General features: G+C 63.0%; 16 protein-coding genes. 7 read left to right on the forward strand and 9 right to left on the reverse strand.

The genetic code is table 11. The features are described 5' to 3' along the window. The first annotated feature begins 85 nt into the window (after nt 1-85). A protein-coding gene (locus tag ACZ5YV_RS15860; RefSeq protein WP_464786945.1) for an IS630 family transposase occupies nt 86-1,029 on the forward strand; the annotation gives its coding sequence in 2 pieces (ribosomal slippage) (nt 86-421 and nt 424-1,029; 942 coding nt in all). Between the two features lie 84 nt (nt 1,030-1,113). Here ACZ5YV_RS15860 and ACZ5YV_RS15865 read toward each other — a convergent pair. Next, complete coding sequence (locus ACZ5YV_RS15865) at nt 1,114-2,187, reverse strand: alcohol dehydrogenase catalytic domain-containing protein (RefSeq protein ID WP_464789349.1); 1,074 nt, start codon at nt 2,185-2,187, stop codon at nt 1,114-1,116. Then, complete coding sequence (locus ACZ5YV_RS15870) at nt 2,184-2,699, reverse strand: nuclear transport factor 2 family protein (RefSeq protein WP_464789350.1); 516 nt, start codon at nt 2,697-2,699, stop codon at nt 2,184-2,186. Before ACZ5YV_RS15870 ends, ACZ5YV_RS15865 begins: the two co-directional genes overlap by 4 nt. A gap of 396 nt (nt 2,700-3,095) precedes the next feature. Between ACZ5YV_RS15870 and ACZ5YV_RS15875 the strand changes: the two genes are divergently transcribed. From ACZ5YV_RS15875 to ACZ5YV_RS15890, 4 genes are read left to right on the forward strand one after another with little or no spacing between them, the layout of a single operon-like run. Further along, the gene (locus ACZ5YV_RS15875; protein ID WP_464789351.1) at nt 3,096-4,274 is read left to right on the forward strand and encodes an HlyD family secretion protein; all 1,179 of its coding nucleotides are present in this window, start codon (nt 3,096-3,098) and stop codon (nt 4,272-4,274) included. Then, entirely contained in the window at nt 4,271-5,818 is a 1,548-nt protein-coding gene (locus ACZ5YV_RS15880) for an MDR family MFS transporter (RefSeq protein ID WP_464789352.1), read from the forward strand. The genes ACZ5YV_RS15875 and ACZ5YV_RS15880 overlap by 4 nt, the downstream gene beginning before the upstream one ends. A gap of 8 nt (nt 5,819-5,826) precedes the next feature. Beyond that, the gene (locus ACZ5YV_RS15885) at nt 5,827-7,236 is read left to right on the forward strand and encodes an efflux transporter outer membrane subunit (RefSeq protein ID WP_464789353.1); all 1,410 of its coding nucleotides are present in this window, start codon (nt 5,827-5,829) and stop codon (nt 7,234-7,236) included. Between the two features lie 40 nt (nt 7,237-7,276). Next, nucleotides 7,277-8,068, forward strand: a complete 792-nt coding sequence (locus ACZ5YV_RS15890; protein WP_464789354.1) for an SDR family NAD(P)-dependent oxidoreductase — start codon at nt 7,277-7,279, stop codon at nt 8,066-8,068. 105 nt (nt 8,069-8,173) lie between these two features. On the opposite strand, the gene ACZ5YV_RS15895 is transcribed toward ACZ5YV_RS15890, so the two are convergent. From ACZ5YV_RS15895 to ACZ5YV_RS15915, 5 genes are all read right to left on the reverse strand, one after another. After that, complete coding sequence (locus ACZ5YV_RS15895) at nt 8,174-10,555, reverse strand: TonB-dependent receptor (RefSeq protein WP_464789355.1); 2,382 nt, start codon at nt 10,553-10,555, stop codon at nt 8,174-8,176. A gap of 229 nt (nt 10,556-10,784) precedes the next feature. Further along, complete coding sequence (locus tag ACZ5YV_RS15900) at nt 10,785-11,402, reverse strand: EthD domain-containing protein (RefSeq protein ID WP_464789356.1); 618 nt, start codon at nt 11,400-11,402, stop codon at nt 10,785-10,787. Continuing rightward, nucleotides 11,399-12,361, reverse strand: coding sequence for a methylmalonyl Co-A mutase-associated GTPase MeaB (gene meaB / locus ACZ5YV_RS15905; RefSeq protein ID WP_464789357.1), 963 nt, complete (start codon nt 12,359-12,361; stop codon nt 11,399-11,401). The genes ACZ5YV_RS15900 and meaB overlap by 4 nt, the downstream gene beginning before the upstream one ends. Beyond that, on the reverse strand, nt 12,361-12,786 hold the full coding sequence (locus ACZ5YV_RS15910; RefSeq protein ID WP_464789358.1) for a cobalamin B12-binding domain-containing protein: 426 nt from the start codon (nt 12,784-12,786) through the stop codon (nt 12,361-12,363). The genes meaB and ACZ5YV_RS15910 overlap by 1 nt, the downstream gene beginning before the upstream one ends. A 5-nt stretch (nt 12,787-12,791) precedes the next feature. Continuing rightward, nucleotides 12,792-14,513: a methylmalonyl-CoA mutase family protein gene (locus ACZ5YV_RS15915; protein ID WP_464789359.1), complete on the reverse strand. Its 1,722-nt coding sequence runs from the start codon at nt 14,511-14,513 to the stop codon at nt 12,792-12,794. 123 nt (nt 14,514-14,636) lie between these two features. Here ACZ5YV_RS15915 and ACZ5YV_RS15920 point away from each other — a divergent pair, with 123 nt between their 5' ends. Together ACZ5YV_RS15920 and ACZ5YV_RS15925 are read left to right on the forward strand one after the other, a co-directional pair. Beyond that, on the forward strand, nt 14,637-15,506 hold the full coding sequence (locus tag ACZ5YV_RS15920) for a helix-turn-helix domain-containing protein (protein WP_464789360.1): 870 nt from the start codon (nt 14,637-14,639) through the stop codon (nt 15,504-15,506). A 200-nt stretch (nt 15,507-15,706) separates the two neighbouring features. Then, a complete protein-coding gene (locus ACZ5YV_RS15925; RefSeq protein WP_464789361.1) occupies nt 15,707-16,564 on the forward strand; it encodes a helix-turn-helix transcriptional regulator in 858 nt (285 codons plus the stop codon). A gap of 39 nt (nt 16,565-16,603) precedes the next feature. Here ACZ5YV_RS15925 and ACZ5YV_RS15930 read toward each other — a convergent pair whose 3' ends face one another. Both ACZ5YV_RS15930 and ACZ5YV_RS15935 read right to left on the reverse strand, forming a co-directional pair. Further along, nucleotides 16,604-17,821 carry a cytochrome P450 gene (locus ACZ5YV_RS15930; protein WP_464789362.1) on the reverse strand — a complete coding sequence of 406 codons (1,218 nt, stop codon included), beginning with the start codon at nt 17,819-17,821 and terminating at the stop codon, nt 16,604-16,606. Next, nucleotides 17,818-18,024 (reverse strand): ferredoxin, encoded by a 207-nt coding sequence (locus ACZ5YV_RS15935; protein ID WP_464789363.1) that lies wholly within the window; start codon nt 18,022-18,024, stop codon nt 17,818-17,820. Before ACZ5YV_RS15935 ends, ACZ5YV_RS15930 begins: the two co-directional genes overlap by 4 nt. Nucleotides 18,025-18,063 lie beyond the last annotated feature (39 nt).

Here is an 18,063-nt window from a genome sequence, read left to right on the forward strand (position 1 = left end):
TTTCCGATGTTGAATGAATCGTTGGGGATTTCCAGACGGTTGGAAGTGTGATTCAAGGTGGCCACTGGTGAGGAGGCCAGCATGGATGAGGCCATTATCACAGGATTTGCGGGTTCGGTTTTGTCGGGCTCTGGATCGAGGCATGTCGGCGCGGGGGGCTGCGCGGTTGCTGGAGGTGAGCCCGGCCACGGGGGTTCGCTGGGCGCAGTCATGGCGAACGCGCGGGTCTGTTGAGCCGGGCAAGGTCGGCGGTCACATGCTCCCGTTGCTGGCGCGTGAGCGCGAGTGGTTGCTTGCGCGGATCGAGCAGAAGAAGGACCTGACGCTGCACGAGTTGCTGGCCCAGCTGCGTGAAGAGCGTGGTGTGGTGGTCTGCTGCGACACGCTGTGGCGGTTCATGGGCCGCTTGGGCAAGACGTTTAAAAAAAGACGCTCTTCGCCAAGGAACAGGACCGGCCCGACGTCATCCGACGCCGCAACCGCTGGCGCTGGGTCCAGCGCTGGGTAGATCCCAAGCGCATGGTCTTCATCGACGAGACCTGGGCGAAGACCAACATGACCCGCACCCATGGCTGGCATCACCGGGGCGAGCCGCTGATCGACAAGGTGCCGCATGGCCACTGGAAGACGCTGACCTTCATCGCTGGCCTCAGGCATGATGGCATCGTGGCCCCTTGCGTCCTCGATGGCCCGATAAACGGCGAGAGCTTCACCGCGTGGGTCGAGCAGTTCCTGATCCCCGCGCTGGAACCCGGCAGCATCATCGTGGTCGACAATCTCGGCAGCCACAAAGGCAGCCGCGTGCGCAAATTGCTCAAGGCGGCGGGCATCAGGCTGTTCTTCCTGCCGCCCTACTCGCCCGACCTGAACCCCATCGAGGAGATGTTCTCCAAGCTCAAGCGTCTGCTCCGCAAGGCCAACGAACGCACCGTCGAGGCAACATGGCGACGCATCGGAAAACTGCTCGACCACTTCCCGCCCGCAGAATGCGCCAATTACATCCGTGGAGCCGGATATGCCTCAATCTAAGTCAGAAAGACTCTAGACTTAATCCGGAGGCAGCGGGACCCCGGGTCGAGCCCGGGGTGACGGAAGGGAGTACAATGCTCTCAATCACATTTCGTGGTCGATGAGGGCGCGGGTAACTTCCCCCGCCTTCAGCGCGGCGATGGCATCGTTGATCTGATCGAGCGGCCAGATGCCGCTGATCTGGTCGGCGATGTTCAACCGGCCGTCCCGCGCCTGCGCGATGAGTTCGGGATAATCCCGATCAGGAAGCGCGCCGCCGTTCATGGTTGCGATCACCTCGCCACCCATGACGAAGCTGCCGAGCGGTAGCGCCGCTTCCGCACCGGGGCGTGACATGCCGATCAGCACCACGCGTCCCCCGCGCTTCGTGCAGCGCAGGGCGGTATTGATCGCCCCGACCGCGCCGCTGCATTCGACCACCACATCGATGGGGCCATATTTGCCAGCCAAGGCGGCGGCGGCCGTTTCGCTGTCCTGTGTGGGGTCTGCCAATACAAAGTCGGTCGCGCCAAATTGCCGCGCCGTCGCTTCCTTGGCCGGATTGGCATCGACAGCGATTACATGGGCGCCGTTGCGGGCGGCGCCCTGGATGGCGTTGACGCCGATGCCGCCGACACCAAAAACGGCCACTCTGTCCCCGGCACGAACGCGGCCCAGAACGCGGGCGGCGCAGACTCCCGTCGAGACCGCGCACCCGATCAGCGCGCCCTGGTCCAACGGAAGATCATCGATGGCGAAGAGCTGCGACGCCTTCACCACGATCTCGCTGGCGAAGGAGGAGACGTTGGCAAAGGACGCAACCGGCTTTCCATCCAGCGTGAAGGGGAAGCCAGGCGTGAAGCCCCAATTGATGTCGCAATTATGCGGTTCGCCACGCTGGCATTCACGGCATTCCCCACAAGGCGTTTGCGTGCCCACGCAAACATGGTCGCCTATGGCCCAGCCTTCGACGCCAGCACCCAGCTCCGCGATCTCGCCAGCCGCTTCATGGCCCAGGACGACCGGCAGGTTAGGCAGATGCGGGGTCAGCATCGCGATGTCGCTATGACAGATGCCCGAACGCAGCACGCGGACGCGCACCTCGCCGGGACCGACAGCGCGAAGCGTCAACTGGTCGCTGACGAAGAGCGACTGTCCATCCCAGATCGCGGCCCTCATGCGCTCAACCCCGCCAGCAGGGGATATCGGAAGGACGGATCATCCCGACCCGCGCGGCCATTGGGTGCGTCCTTGCTCATGCGTTCAAAAGCCTCTTCATCAACGGGCACGATCGATCCATGATCGAACACCAGGCTGCGATATGTGAATTTCCATTCGCCATCCCGCCGTTCATATCGATCGAGATAGCGGCCAAGGGCGATGAACAGCTTTGCGCCCGGCCCGTGGGTCCGGTGCCATGCCTCCACATAATGTTCACCTTCGGCATGGTCGCCATCAATGACGAACAAGCTGTTCGTAATATTGTGGCGAGTGAGGTCCCAATGCGCGGTGATTTCGGGCAGCCAGGCAACGAAGTCGTCCGGACCTCCCTGAAACATTGCCCCGTGATCGTCGATCGCGTCATCATGATACAGCGTTCGCACCAGGGCGAAGTCGCGGCGATCACATCCACGGCAGTAGCGCATGACCAGATCATGTAGTGCAATCCGGTCGAGCAATGGCTGCGACATCTATCTCTCCATTAGGGGGCGGTTACGCGCATATTATCACTATGCGGGATAGCCCCCATCCCGCCGGTAAGGAAAGCGCAAAAGAGCCCGTCTGCCATTTTCGCGACAGGGCAACTGCCGACCGTCCAAATCATTTGGCGACGGGGCGTAGATCGCCTATAATCCATGCAACCCCGCCAAAGAAAATGGGGAAGAGGATGGAACCTGACAGCTCGGTATTTCTGCTCTGTCCATTTCGATTGCTGTGCCTGGCCAGCGGCCTGTCCGCGCTAGTGGGATTCAGCGTCATCCTTCTGCTGACATAATTTCATTTCCGATTCCGCGTCGGAAAAAACTTGCCTTCCGCCTGCGGCAAACTTTAAGTCATCGCTTCGAAGCCCAGACAGTAGGATTTCCATGACAGAGCCAAAGGGGTCGTTGGCCGATGCGGTCGATGCAGAGCCCCTCCCCGACGATGCGATTGACGAAGGGGCAAGCCGCCCGAAGCGGCGGAGGCTGGGCCTTGTTCTGGGCATTACGGCCGTGGTCATTCTTATAGCTGGTGCGTTCTGGTTTGCCCGTTACCAGCTGTACGGCAAATATCAGCAAAGCACCCAGGACGCCTATTTGCAGGCCGACAGCGTCACCGTTTCAGCGCGGGTGTCCGGTTACGTCAGTGAAGTGCTGGTCCATGAAAATCAGGATGTGAAGCCCGGTCAGCCATTGCTGCGGATAGAAGCGCCCGATTATCCGGCGCAGGCGGCGCAGGGTAAGGCGCAGATCAACCTGGCGCAGGCGAACGCCGCCAATGCGGAAGCGCTGATCGGGGAACAGGAAGCGGCGATCGAGCAGGCGCGCGCGATGCTGGCGGCGGCGCAGACGAAGGCGCGGTACGCAGCGGCCGAAGTTGCGCGATACAGTCCGCTCGCGGCGAGTGGCGCGGAACCCGCAGAAAAGCTGGCGACGCTTCGCACCCAGGCTGCTCAGGCGGCGCAGGATGTGGCGGCGCAAAAAGCATCGACGCAGGGCGCGGAGCGGCGGATCGGCAGCCTGCGCGCCCAGATCGCCCAGGCGAAAGCGCAAGGTCAGAGCGCTCGTGCTCAGCTGGACGCGGCGCAGCGCAACGTCCGGGACATGGTGATACGCGCCAGCGTGGCGGGGCGGGTGGGCGATCTTTCGGCGCGCATCGGCCAGTTCGTCCAGCCTGGCCTGCGCCTGATGTCGGTCGTGCCGGTGGAGCAGCTTTATCTGGAAGCGAATTTCAAGGAAACGCAGCTGGGGCTGATGCGTCAGGGGCAACCGGCGGAGATCGATGTGGACGCTCTGCCGGGGGTGACGCTGCATGGCCATGTTGCCAGCCTTGCGCCTGGCACCGGAGCGCAATTTTCGCTGCTGCCTCCGCAAAATGCGACGGGCAACTTCACCAAGATCGTGCAGCGCGTGCCTGTGCGCATCGCCATAGATGCCGACCCGTCGATCAAGAAGCTGTTGCTGCCCGGCATGTCGGTTGAGGTTTCGGTGGATACCCGATCGGCCCGCGAGGAGCTGGAACGGCTGAAAAATAGCAAGCAGGTCCGGCCGGAAGCCCGCAAGTGACCGCAGGCCAGCCTGAGACAGCCGAGCGCGCAAGCGTCGCGGACTGGCTCGCGGTGGCGGCTGGCACGCTGGGTGCGATGATGGCGATGCTCGACATTTCCATCGTCAATTCCGCCCTGCCGATCATACAGGGCGAAATCGGCGCGAGCGGGACCGAAGGAACCTGGATCGCGACGTCGTTCATCGTCGCGGAAATCATCATCATACCCTTGGCGGGCTGGTTGCAGCGGCTTCTGGGGCTGCGCAACTTCCTGCTGATCGCTACCGTGGGTTTCGTGGGATTTTCGATGATCTGCGGCATGGCGCAGACATTGCCCGTCATGATCGGCGGGCGGATCGGTCAGGGCATTACGGGCGGGGCGCTGATCCCCACGGCGATGACCATCATCGCGACGCGACTGCCGCGTCATCAGCAGCCTGTGGGTAATTCCCTGTTCGGGGCGACCGCGATCCTGGGGCCTATCATGGGGCCGGTGCTGGGGGGCTGGCTGACCGAGAATATCAGTTGGCATTATGCCTTCTTCCTCAACCTGCCGGTCGGGATCGCTCTGCTGCTTCTGCTGCTGGTCGCGCTTCCCCATGAGCGGCCGCGTTTCGACCTTATCGGTGAAGCGGACTGGCTGGGCGTGTTCGGCCTTATCCTGGGGCTGGGCGGGCTTACCGTCGTGCTGGAGGAGGGCGAGCGGGAGCAATGGTTCGAGTCATCAACGATCATATGGCTGACCATCACGGCTGTGTCCGGGTTCGCCATGCTGCTGGCCGGGCAGCTGCTGGCCAAACGGCCCGTGATCCGGTTGCGCCTGTTGCTGGACCGGCAGTTTGGCGCGGTGTTCATCATGGCGATGATGATCGGCATGGTGATTTACGGCACATCCTATGTGATCCCCCAATTCCTTACGCTGATCGCAGGCTATAATGCGCTTCAGTCGGGGCAGATCGTGCTGCTGTCGGGGATACCGATGGTGCTCATGATGCCGTTCATGCCATGGGCGATCCGCACCATACCGATCCATCTTTCGGTCCTGATCGGATTGGTCCTGCTGATCCTGAGCACCTATATGGAAACATCGTTGACGTCGGCGTCCACGGGCGCCGATTTCGTCGATTCCCAGTTGATGCGCGGCGTCGGCACCATTTGCGTCATGATGTTCCTGAACCAGGCGGCAATCCGTTCCGTGCCCATGTCTTTGGCTGCGGACGCGTCGGGTCTCTACAACGCCGCGCGCAATCTGGGCGGCTCCTTCGCGCTGGCGGGGATCGCGGTGGTGCAGGACCAACGGCTGTGGCTTCATGCGCGCAGGATGGAGGAGAATCTCGCGGCCAATGGCCTTGACCTTCAACATTATGTCGATGTGCAGGCACTCGCGCTGGGCGGCCGGGATGCGGCATTGCGCGTGATCGAACAGGGCATTCAGACGCAGGCGCTCACCATGGCCTTTATCGACCTGTTCTGGATGCTGATCATCGCCATCCTGTGCACCGCGCCGCTCGTCTTTTTCCTCCGCCCGCTGCCACAGCATGCTGAGCCAGTGGCCGCCCATTGAGATTGTCGATGCGTAACCGATCCGCCTTTGCCTTTGCCTTGCTCCTGACCACGGCCTGCACCGTTGGCCCCGATTATCGCGGCCCTGCGGACGTGGCCCCTGCCCCACCGCCGCATTTCGTCCGGGGAGATGCGGGGGCCGCGCCAGTGGAAGCGGCCGCGCCATGGTGGACGAGCCTTGGCGATCCGGTTCTGAACCAGTTGATGGATCAGGCATTGGCCGGGAACCCGCGCCTGGACGCGGCAGCGGCGCGCATCCGGCAGGCGCGCGCGGCTCTGCGCCAAAAGAGGGCGGAAGAGCTGCCGACGGTCAACGGCTCAGTCATCTATGCCAAGGCGCGCTTGCCCGGACAGTCGGAGGATGGGAGCGCCACCACGCTCGACCTGTACAATGTCGGTTTCGATGCGAGTTGGGAGCTGGATCTCTTCGGCGGCGGCCGCCGGGCTATCGAGGCGACGCGCGCCGATGTCGCGGCGAGCGAGGCAAGGCTGGACGATTCCCGCGTCAGCCTGTCGGCGGAGGTTGCGCAAAGCTATGTCGAGCTGCGCGATCGGCAGCAGCGCCTGTCTCTGGGTGTCGAGGCGTTGGCGTTGCAGGATGAGGAGGTCGCCCTCACCCGGCAACGTTTTGAACGGGGGACGATTGCGCGAGGCGAACTGCTGCAACAGGAGTCCGACCGGGATCGCGCGCGCGCGCAGTTGGCGCCGATGCGGGCCGAGATCGACGCGTTGAAGGACAAGCTGGCGGTGCTGACCGGCGCTGTTCCGGGGACGCTGGACGGCTTGCTCGACCCGTCGGCTGCTTTGCCGCTGCCCCCTGCGGAGGTCACGGTGAGTGATCCGGCGGCTTTGTTGCAGCGCCGCCCCGATATACGCGCGGCAGAACGCAAGCTGGCCGCCCAGACGGCACGGATCGGCGTGGCGGATGCGGCGCGCTTTCCGCACATCAGTTTCCTGGGGCTTATCGGGCTTGGCGGATCGGCGCCGGAGGATCTGGTCGATCTGGACAAATTCACGGTGGCGGCGGTGCCGCGCATCAGTTGGTCTTTCCTCGATTTCGGAAAAGCGCGCGCGCGGATCGATGCGGCGGAAGCGCAGCGGGATGAGGCGGCGGCGGATTACCGCGCGGCGGTGCTGACAGCGTTGCAGGATGCCGAGGGTTCGCTGGCGCGGTTTCAGCGGCAGCGGGAGAGCCTGGCCGATCTGGCGCGGGCCGAACGGCAGGCGGCGATGGGAGCAGAGCTTGCGCGGCAGCGGAGTCAGGCCGGGACGATTTCAGGAATAGACTATTTGAAGCAACGGCGTCTGGTTTTGGCGGCTTCGCAGGCAAGGGTGCAGGCGGCGGCAGGACTGACCGTGAGTTTTATCAATGTTCAGAAATCTCTGGGGCTTGGGTGGCAGGGGATGAACAGCCGCTGAGAAAATTCATTACGGACAGGAATAAAATAGGAGAGACAGGATGAGCGTGGATCTGGCCATGGGTTGCCGCCGTCTGGTGGACAAGGTCGTCGTCGTGGCGGGCGCGTCCACCGGCATCGGGCGGGGGACCGCGTTGCGGCTGGCGGCGGAGGGCGCGACGCTGATCGTCGCAGCGCCCGGCAGTCACAAGGACAAGATCGACAGCCTGGTCGACGAGATCGCCGCGATGGGCAGCCGCGCCACCGGATGCGCGTTCGATGCGACCGATGACGCATCGATTGCGGCGCTGATCGATATGGCGGCAAGGACCTATGGCGGGATCGACGCGGTGCATGCCAATTTCGCCGACCTGCAAATCCTGTTTTCCGACACCGATGCGCTGACCGTGACCGAAGAGGTGATGGAGCGCACATTGGACGTCAATCTGAAGGGCATGATGCGGATCACCCGCCATGCCCTGCCCAAGCTGCTTGAGCGCGGCGGCGGGGCCATGATCTATACCTCATCGGGCGCGGCGATCGCCGGGGAGCCGGTGCGCCCCTGCTATGCGATGGCGAAGGCCGGGATCAACGCGCTGGTGCGCCATGTCGCCAGCGGCTGGGGCAAGCAGGGCATTCGCGCCAATGCCATCATGCCAGGGTTGGTGATCACGCCAGAGCTTCGCGCCACGATGCCGACGGATTTTCAGCAGCAGGTGCTGGAGGAAGGACGGTCTCCGCGCCTTGGGCTGGTGGAAGATATCGCGGCGATGGTCGCGTTGCTGGCGAGCCGGGATGGCGAGTGGATCAGTGGTCAGTGCATCGCGGTGGATGGTGGATCGACCATTAGTTAGGGGGGAAGGTCGCCACCCTGCCGAGGGCGTTCCAAGGATCAGCGCGAACGAAAACGGCGGCTCTCGGTGGAGAGCCGCCGTTCGCGTTTCAGGGGATTGCCGTGATCAGAAGGCGATCTTGGCATCCACGCCGTAGGAGGTCGGCTTGTTGAACGTCGCGCCTGCGAAGCCCAGAGCACCGAAGTCGATGCCGTAGACCAGCCGCTTCTGGTTCAACAGATTGTCGCCCCAGATGCCCACGTCGAGCTTGCCGCCGCCCAGATCGAAGCCTTCGACAGACAGGCGCGCCTTTACGTTGGTCTGGCTGGGCGAGACGATCTGTTCGTTGAACGGCGCGGTGTTGTCGAGCGCGTTGAAGTAGATCTTCGTGCGGTAGGAATAGTCGCCGCGCAGACGGACGAGCGTGTCACCGCCGCCGATCGGGTGCGAATATTCAGCGCCGACATGGACGTTCCACTTTGGCGTGTACAGCGGCCGTGCCTCGTCAGCGACGTCCACCACCGTGTTGGTGCCCGGATCGCGGAAGAGGAAGGTTTTGTAGTCATGCTTCACATAACCGACCGAGCCGTCGATCTGGAAACCGCTGAACGGCACAGCCGTCAGTTCCGCTTCAAAGCCCGACAGACGCACCTTGCCCGCGTTGACGATCAGCGAGGTGGCGCCACCGCTGCCCGCGGCGAATTGCTGGACCTGAAGGTCGTTATAGTCGGTGATGTAGCCAGCGACGTTCAGGCGCAGGCGATTGTCGAACCACTGCGATTTGACACCAGCTTCATATGAAGTCGCCTTTTCCGGGTCGAAGCCGTTGATGCTGCCGCCGCGCGGGTTGATGCCGCCCGAGCGATAACCGGTCGATACGCGGCCATAGACCATGACATCGTCCATCACCTCATAGCTGACCGACGCCAGCCAGGAGAAGTTGTCGAAGCTGCGGCGGCCACGCTGCACGGGGAAGACGTCACCTGCCAGATAGATGGTCTTGTCATCGGCGGTATGACGGCCGCCCAGCGTGACTTCCAGTTTATCGTCGAGCGAGGACGGCTTCCAGCTTACCTGACCGAACACGGCCATGGACTGCGACGTGCCGCCGAACGCCTGAACGGGGTTGAGGTTCAGACCGACGTTTGTGAGGCCGGGATTGGCCGCCGCGATAGCGTCAGTCGTTGGCTGATCAAAGCCAAGGAAAGGCAGACCGGCGATAGGCGTCACGATGGTCAGTGCCTGGTTGTTATATTCCGACGATTTTTCGTAGAAATAATACATGCCGAGCAGGTAGCTGAAATCACCGACCTTGCCGAGCGCCTGGAACTCCTGGCTGAACTGCCACTGCTTCTGAGGCGCGTTGTTGCCGGTGTAGGGAACCACATCCTGCACAGATACAAATGTAGGCGAGTTGAAGTCGATCACTGGCCCGCGCAGCACGCCATTACCCGAGAGGTTCAGGATCGTGTCCTGGAAGAACTTCCGGTAGCCGGTGATCGACTTGACCGTAAGCTCAGGCGTCGCTTCATAGCTGAGCGTCAACCCATGGCCCTGAACGCGCGTCTTGCTGCCGTAGCGGAAATTGCCGTTGCGGTCGGTGAAGCCCGCCTGCTGGACCGTGCCCTGACGATCCGGGCTGACGAGGAAAGGCGCGCCGCCATAGTTGGGCGACTGCGAATAATAGTCCTGCGCCAGCGGCGTGGTAGCGACGATCTGGAAGAAGGCAGGCGTGCCCTTACGATTGTCATAGTCGAAATTATAATTGACCGTGAGGTCACCAAGGTCTGCCTGCAAACCGATGGCGACCGAGTCCGCGTTCAGTGAACCGGGGTCCTGCGAAGCCGGGGTCAGCGTGTTGTTCACATAGCCATCGCCCTGACGATGCTGATAGGCGATCGACGCCTTGAGGACGTCGCCCAGGATGTAGCCGGTATCGAGCCGCGCGCGGGCATACCATTCGTTGAAGCGGCCGTAGCCAGCCTTGGCCGTGACATGCATGTCGTTGGCGGGCTTCTTCGTGATCAGCTGTAGCGCGCCACCGATGGTGTTGCGGCCGAACAGCGTGCCCTGAGGACCGCGCAACACTTCGATGCGCTCAAGGTCGATAAGGTCGAACACGGCACCAGCCGCACGGGCGAGGTAAACGCCGTCAAGATAAACGCCCACGCCCTGTTCCGAAACGGCCGAAGGTTCGTTGTTGCCGATACCGCGAATGTAGATGGTCGCGGCCGAAAGGCTGGACGGCTGCTGTTCGATCGTGATGTTTGGCGCGAAGTTCGGCACATCGGTCGGATCGGAGATGTTCTGCCGTTCGATGAAGTCGCCGCTGAGCGCGGTCACAGCTACGGGAACGTCCTGCAACGTTTCAGCGGAACGACGTGCGGTCACGACAATGTCGCCCAGGCTCGTCGAAGGCTCCTGCGCGGCGTTTTGTTCCTGAGCGTTCGCTGAAACCGAAAAAGGCACCAAAATTGCGGTAACGCCCGCAAGCAATATGGATTTCATATATCCTCCCAACACATGCTGCTCTTAGTCAACAGTCCCGGTCTTTATCGTTATGTACATGCGCTACACGGGAAAAAGCGCCTGTTGACCCCGAACATGGATAAACATGTCCGATGCAGCTCCGTTAGTCGCAATTATCGCTTACATCAAGGATGATCGCGTCAATCTGCGTATTATCTGACGTTTATATCTACGCTGTTGCACATTTGCACTCTGGCAATCCTGGCGCCTAGCGAGAGGCGGAATGGCCGCCCAGCAACTGCGAAGGCGAAGTTGCGACATGGCGGAGCAGCAGCGTTTGAGTGGAAAGACCGTACGGAATGGCGGCCTGGGCTTGCCATCCCGGCAGCCACAGGACGGCCTTCGCCGGAAAGGCGAGGTCGGTCCAGTTGCTGATAAAGTCGATCGAAACGCCGGGCATGTCTTTGGCGTATCCCTCCGCCCACTCGATCACCGTTGAGCGCAGATCGACGCCTTCGGAGGCGTTCTGAACGAGCAAGGCGGTTCGGCGGCCGTCGGTCCCGGCGGGGTCTCCGGCGGAAAGGATGACTTCTTCGACCCCAGCCGAGGCGATGAGGGGGCGATTCATGAAGCGTTCCTCATCAGCCGCCATGATCTTTCCCACTGGCCCCGTCATGAGTGCCGCCGCTGCGTCTATATCGTCGGCCCAGAATTCGCTGATCGTGTCCCAGCGGAATAACTGCGCTCCTGTGACGTGGTTGCGGGCGTAGGCAGAGAAGGGGAAATAGCTGATCGCCAGTGGAGCGTGATTTTCCTCATAGTAACGCTGGAAATCTTCAAGAGTGGTGCCCGGTTTGTGGGCCAGAGCGCAGATGGACTTGGTCATGCGGCGGCACTCTTTGCGGAAAGGACGGCGACGATTTGCTCTGCGGCGGCGTAGGGATCAAGCTGCCGCGTTTCGACCTGATCGAGTATGGTCTCGCCACACAGGGCCATCGCGCGGGATGCAAGTGCATCGCGTACCAGCGAGAGGACCTGTTCGCGGGCGCGCAGGCGGCTGCGGCCGGTGAAGTCGCCATGGTCGTCCAGATAGGCGCGATGGGCGGCGATCGCATCGACGATGGCGTCGGCCCCCTCCCCTTTCGCGGCGACGGCGCGCAGCAGGGGCACGTTCCAGCGCTGGTCCGTGACGGTTTGCGCGCGAAGGTGGAGCATCAGCTCCATCTGGCGGTGGGTGGCGTCATAGCCGTCCCGGTCGGCCTTATTGACGACGAAGATGTCGCCTGCCTCCATGAGGCCCGCCTTCACCGCCTGAATCTCGTCGCCAAGGCCGGGCACCGCGACGATGACGGTCGTGTGGGCGAGGTTTACGACGTCGATCTCATCCTGTCCCACGCCCACGGTTTCCACGAGGATGATGTCATAGCCCATGGCATCGAAAACGAGGCAGGCGTCATGGGTGGAGCGGGACAGGCCGCCCGCCTGACCCCGCGTGCCGAGCGAGCGGATGAAGACGCCGGGGTCGAGCGCGTGGCGGCTCATGCGGACGCGATCGCCAAGGATTGCGCCACCGGTGAAGGGGCTGGACGGATCGACGGCGATGACAGCGACGCGCTGGCCGCGTTTGCGCCATTCGGCGACGAGCGTGTCGGTGAGGGTGGACTTGCCAGCGCCGGGCGGGCCGGTGACGCCGACCACCTGGGCGCGGCCGGTGTGCGGGTAGATGGCGGCGAGCGCTTCCGCGCCGCGCGGGTCGCGGTCATCCAGCCAGCGGATGGCGCGCGCGCCTGCCGCCACTTCCCCGGCGAGAAGGCGGTTCGCGACGTTCGCCGCGTTTTGCATCATCAGGCGGCGTCCTCCGCCAGCCGCTCCGCCCACCAGCCCTGGAGATAGGCCACGATGTCGCGCGTGTCGGAACCCATGGTGAAGATGCGATCAACGCCTGCTTGTTCGAGGATCGGCTTATCCTCTTCGGGAATGACGCCGCCCGCGACGAGCAGCTTGTCGCCAGCGCCTGCTTCGCGGAGCAGGCGGGCGAGCTTGGGCAGGCTGCGCGTGTGGCCCGCCGACAGGGTGGAGATGCCGACGACGTCCACATCCTCCTGCACCGCGGCGGCGCAGACCATTTCCGGGGTTTGCTTGAGGCCGGTGAAGATCACCTCCATCCCCGCTTCGCGCAGGGCGTGGCCGATGACGGTGACCCCGACGGTGTGGGTATCCATGCCGAGCTTGGCAAGCAGGACGCGCAAGGGGCGCTTGAATGTGGTCATGCTGGTCAGATTCCCATCAGCTGGCTGTCGGCGCTGTGGACGCCGAAGACGTCGCGCATCGCGTTGCAGATTTCTCCATGCGTGGCGTAGAGCTTCACCGCCTCCAGGCAGGGCGGCACCATGTTCGCGCCGGTGCGGGCGGCCTCGCGCACCTTTTCGAGGGCGGCATCGACGGCGGGCTGGTCGCGGCGGGCGCGGAGGTCCCGAACCTTGCGGATTTGCTCCTCCTCCATCGCTTCGTCGAGGCGGAAGATTTCGATCTCGCGCTCTTCATCTTCGCGGGCGAGGTGGTTGACGCCGACCCACTTGCGGCGGCCTTCCTCAATGTCCTTGTTGCGCTCATATTGCTCGCGGCCGAGCGCGCGCTGGATATAGCCGGTTTCGATGGCTTTCAGCGCGCCGCCCATGGCGAAGACCTTCTCCATCTCGGCGAAGGCGGCGTCCTCCATCTGCTTGGTCAGCGTCTCTACATAATAGGAGCCTGCCAGTGGGTCGATCGTCTCGGCAACGCCGGTTTCATGCGCGACGATGTGCTGGATCGCCGCACCTACGCGGATGGCGTTTTCGGCTGGCAGGGCGTGGGCTTCGTCATAAAGCGGTGTGGTCATCGCCTCCCCTGCCCCGCCCAGCGCGCAAGCGGTGGCCATGATGCCAAGGCGGGCGATATTGTTGAGCGGTTGTTGGAGCGTCAGCGCGATGGTGGTGGGCGACGTCATCATGCGGATCTTGAGCGCTTCGGGCTTTGTCGCGCCGTAACGCTCCTTCATCAGCCGCGCCCAGCATTTGCGGAAGGCGCGCAGCTTACAGACGCCTTCGAAGAAATCCATGTCCACATTGACGACGAAGTGATTGATGTAGGGCGCGACCGTGTCGATATCGAGCCCGCGCTCCAGCACAGCGTCGATATAGGCGCAGGCGATGGCGAGCGAATAGGCGATCTCCTGCACCGGGTTCGCCTTGGCGGGCTGGAGCTGGGCGGAGATGATCGAGATCGGCGCCCAATTGGGGTGGTTGCGGATGATATATTCGATGCAGTCCGTCGCGATCCGGAGCCCATGTTCAGGCGGGTAAATGTAGCGGCCGACGCAGGTATATTCGATCAGGATGCCGTTCACGATGTGGAGGACGAAGTCCTTCGGGTCGATGCCCTTCTTTTCCAGCGCGGCGATAATCATGGCGAGGTTCACCGGTTGCGGCGCATTGCAGACGCTCATCAGATATTTGAGCTCGTCGAAGGGGAGATCGAAGGCCTTTTCCAGGTCTTCCAGGCTATCGAGCGCCATCCCTGCCCGGCCGACTTCGCCCTCCACGATGGGATCGTCGCTGTCATAGCCGTTGGTGGTCGCAAGGTCATATTCGAGGATCAGGCCGGAGAGGCCTTGGTCCAGCATGTAGCGGGCGCGCTTTGCCCAATCCTCGCCCTTGCCGAAGCCGGTGACCTGGGTCATCGTCCAGAAATCGGTGCGGTGGCCGTTGGGGCGGGTCGAACGGGTGTAGGGGTATTCGCCGGGGAAGCCGAGATCTGCGCTGTAATCGAAGCCGACCGCGTCAAGGTCAGCGGGCGTGTAGAGGGGCTTGATCGGCCATTTGAGCGCCTGCGTCACGAATGGGTCGCGGCGTTCTAGGCGTTCGCTTATGGCGGGGCCGCGCGTTTCCTGCTGCCAGCGCGCTTCTTCCTGAGCGATCGGATCGGCGGCGGGCGTGATGGGTCCGGTCGGGCGATTCATGGGGGCACTCTCCTTGACCATATTGCTATGCGGCCGGGGCGGGTGCGCAAGGTTCGCTGGAGTGAAAGCGCATGATTGTCGCATGATCTCGTAATATTTCGCGCTATGTGATAAGCGGTGCCCATGGATGCCATTTCGATCCGGCAGGCGCGGGAGAGCGCCGACATTGTGCGGCGATCGGCGCGGCTGGATGGAGCGGTGGTCGAGATTTGCGCCTATCCCGAAGTGCGGGAAGAAACCGTGCAGATGGTCGAGGCGCAGTCGGTCCTGATGCTGGGGCTGTCGCGGCTGCTGACCGGGTCGGAGGGGCGGAAGGCGGGCGATCCGCGCCGTCCGTTTGCGCGCATGGGAGCGCTGGCGTTGCGCCCGGCTGGCGTGCCGATGGAGTTTCACGTGGCGCAAGGCGCTTTCGATACCATCCGCATCCGCTTTGAGGATGAGCGGATTGCCCCGGCGCTGGTGGGGATCGGTTTTGACGATGCGACGCTCAGCGCCTGTTTCGACATGCACGCGCCGCCGATCGAGGAGGCGATGCTGCGGCTGGCGGCGGAGGTGGAGCATCCCGGCGGTGACAGCGCCGATGTCGGGGAGGCTTTGGTGCGGCTGATCCTGCTCGACCTGCGGCGGGTTCTTACCCAAGCGGCGGAGCGCGCGGGGCGGCGGCGGGGCGGGCTTTCCGCGCGAGCGCTGCGCATCGCGCTGGCGATGATCGACGCGCCTGGTGATGCACCCTCGATCGATGCGATGGCGGAGCGGTGTGGGATCAGCCGGGATCATTTCATCCGCTGTTTCCATCACTCGACGGGGATTAGTCCCGGCGCGGCGATCCGGCGGCGGCGTATCGACCGGGCCAAGGCGATGCTGACGGAGGACAAGGGGTCGATCGAGGAGGTTGCGCGGGCGTTGGGCTATGCGGGGGCTCCATCCTTTACGGCAGCGTTCCGGCGCGAGACGGGGCGGCCGCCGGGTGCCTGGCGGGCGTTGATGCGGTAGGGGCGGTACATACTCAACCTCCGTTCGGGCTGAGCTTGTCGAAGCCCTCTTCTTTAAAGAAGTAGAGCCCTTCGACAAGCTCAGGGCGAACGGGGGAAAGGTGGTCTTGAACCAACAACGCTTCTTGGGGCCGCCTGTGTTGAAGATGTCTCGATACGAACAGGGTTCAATCTGGCCGGTGGAGGTTCTACGAACCAACAATGAGTGAAATCGACTTCACCGCCACGGTCATCACCTCCTGCCCAGTGTCCGGCGGACGCTTCGAGCTGGTGGAATGGCATTGGCCCGACATGGTGAGTTTCGAGCAGACGCAGCAGCAGCTGATGCTGGAAATGTCGCTGCCTCCGATGGCGGCCGACGCGTCGGCTTACTTCCCGGATATCGATCCTGAACGCCGCTGCTTCATGGGAGCGTTGTTTGTCCGTCATCCGGGCGTGGCGATCGGCGGGCGATCGGAAGGCAGGCAGATCCGCGTGATCCGATGCCTTTTCGACGAGCAGCATGGCGCGGCGATCATTGGCGCGGGCGAGCCTTCACTGTCGTTCCTGCAGGGGCTGCTGAATATTCGTAACGAGGCGCTGCGCAGTTTGATGCGGCTGGCCCATCGTGAATTGATCAATCCGCTGGACCGGTCCGCCGAGGCGATGGAGGCGCTGTTCCAGCTGGTGCGGGTGGAGCTGGGCCGCGTGTTCCATCAGGCCGCGGGCGCGGCGACGGCCAGCCGCCTGGCCCCTTGGCAATTCCGCCGTATCCGCGAGCGGATAGAGGCGGGCGCGCCGATGCCCGGCGTTTCTGAACTGGCTGCCCTGTGCGGGATCAGCACGCGGCATTTGCACCGGCAGTTCCTGGCGCTGACCGGCAAGACCATTTCAGACTATATCGAAACCTACCGCATCGAGCAGTCGAAGCTGCTGCTGGCGCGCGGCGATGTGCCGATGAAGCAGGTGGCCGAGCAGGCGGGATTTTCCCACGGCAACAGCTTTGCCCGTGCCTTTCGCCGGGCGACGGGTTTGTCTCCGCGCGAATATCGGCAGCGGTCGGCGGCTTTGATGGAGTGAGGGCGCGGAGGGCTTCTCGCGAAACCCTCCGCTCCCTTGCTACCAGCGCAGTTTGAGCGAGGTGAAGCCCATGACCGGGCCGCCAAAGACGGACTCCGCGTCTTGATCGGGGTCCAGTTCGAATTCGGGGATCTGCCGCAGCCATTCTTGTAGCGAGATCATGATCTCTCGCTTGGCGAGGTGCGATCCGATGCAACGGTGCGGTCCTAGTCCGAAGGTCACGTGATTGTTGACCTTGCGATCGAGGTCGATCGTCTGTGGGTCGCTGAACGTGCGCGGGTCGCGGTTCGCCACTGTGTTGGGCAGGACTACGCGATCATTGCGGCGGAACTGCACGCCCTTGAACTCGCAATCATGGGTGACGCGGCGATAGATGTTGGAGACCGCGTTGATCCGCATCAGCTCCTCGATCGCGAGGAGGAATGCGGATGGATCGTCCAGCCGGTCGCGGAATTTCTGCCGCGCGTCGGCCGACGTCGCGAGGTAGCGCCAGACATAGGTCATGGTGTTCGTGACCGTATCCAGCCCCGCGACGAAGAGCAGGAAGCCGCAGTTGATGATGTCGGTCCAGGGGAAGGGATTGCCATCCGCATCCCGTGACTGGACCACGGTGGAGGCTATGTCGGTGCCGGGATTTCGCTCCTTCTCCCTGAACAATTCCTCCAGCACGTCATAGATTTCCAGCAGGTTTGCCGCCCTGATGTCTGGGTCGGTGCTGCGGAAGAAGGTGTCGGAGATGCGCAGGAATTCCGGCAGGCGCTCTTCGGGCAGGCCGAACAGTTCAAGGAACGTGCCGGTCGGGAATTTGGCGGCATAGTCGTGCACGAAGTCGCACCCGCCCTTCCCGGCGAAACCCGAGATCAGGCGTTCGGCGCGGCTTTGCAGTCCATCGGTCATGCGGCGAACGGCGAGCGGCGTGAACATGGGCGCAAGCAGCTTGCGGAAAACGTCATGCTGTGGCGGATCAACGCCATTGGGCTGAAGAACCGGATAGGGTTCGAGCGGGGGAATCTGCGCCTTGTGCGTCGAGAAAATCTCGTGATTGCGATAGGCTTCGGCAATGTCGGCATAGCGCAGGAACACCCAATGGCCGCCATTGCGCGGGGTGTAGAAAATGGGCGGCGCACCTTTTTGGATAAGGCCGTGCCAGATCTGCACAGGATCAGACACGTCGGCAGGCATGTCGAAAAAGTCGAAATCCAGGATCAGGTCTTCAGGGACATGGGTTGGCGCGGCGGGATAATAGGTGACGGTCATGCCACCGTACCCTTCGCGATGCGGAGCGCGCCTTCGGGGCAATTGCGCACGGCGAGCCGCACTTTTTCCTCAAGCTCCGGGGGAAATTCGGGCTGTTCTATGACGACTTTGCCCTCGATCGCGTCGGTGGAAAACACCTCCGGGCACAGGTCTTCGCATCGGGCGTGCCCCTGACATTGGGCTAGATTGGCAACCACTCTCATCGAGGCAGAATCTCCTGATCTTCGTTGCCGCCTTTTACC

The sequence above is a fragment of the Sphingobium sp. TomTYG46 genome (genome assembly GCF_055396345.1).